Source organism: Bacillus cereus group sp. BfR-BA-01379 (assembly GCF_022663605.1).
Classification (GTDB): domain Bacteria; phylum Bacillota; class Bacilli; order Bacillales; family Bacillaceae_G; genus Bacillus_A; species Bacillus_A mobilis.
This window is the reverse complement of sequence record NZ_JAKUFT010000259.1, coordinates 1-271: the sequence shown is the minus strand read 5'-3', so window position 1 is coordinate 271 and position 271 is coordinate 1. Positions and strand designations below refer to the sequence as shown.

Genomic DNA, 271 nt, shown 5'->3' with positions numbered 1-271 from the left:
TAGGGGTTCGACTCCTCTCGGGCGCGCTTTTATTAACGGGAAGTGGCTCAGCTTGGTAGAGCACCTGGTTTGGGACCAGGGGGTCGCAGGTTCAAATCCTGTCTTCCCGATATTCCCAAAAACATGGGGCCTTAGCTCAGCTGGGAGAGCGCCTGCCTTGCACGCAGGAGGTCAGCGGTTCGATCCCGCTAGGCTCCACTTTATTTATTATATGTCTCGGAGGTATACCCAAGTTCGGCTGAAGGGATCGGTCTTGAAAACCGACAGGCGG

At 55.4% G+C, this 271-nt stretch carries 2 tRNA genes; both read left to right on the top strand.

The window, feature by feature from the left end:
* The first annotated feature begins 36 nt into the window (after positions 1-36).
* A tRNA-Pro gene (locus tag MR113_RS27745) sits at positions 37-110 on the top strand.
* 15 nt (positions 111-125) lie between these two features.
* Positions 126-198 (top strand) — tRNA-Ala (locus tag MR113_RS27740).
* Positions 199-271 lie beyond the last annotated feature (73 nt).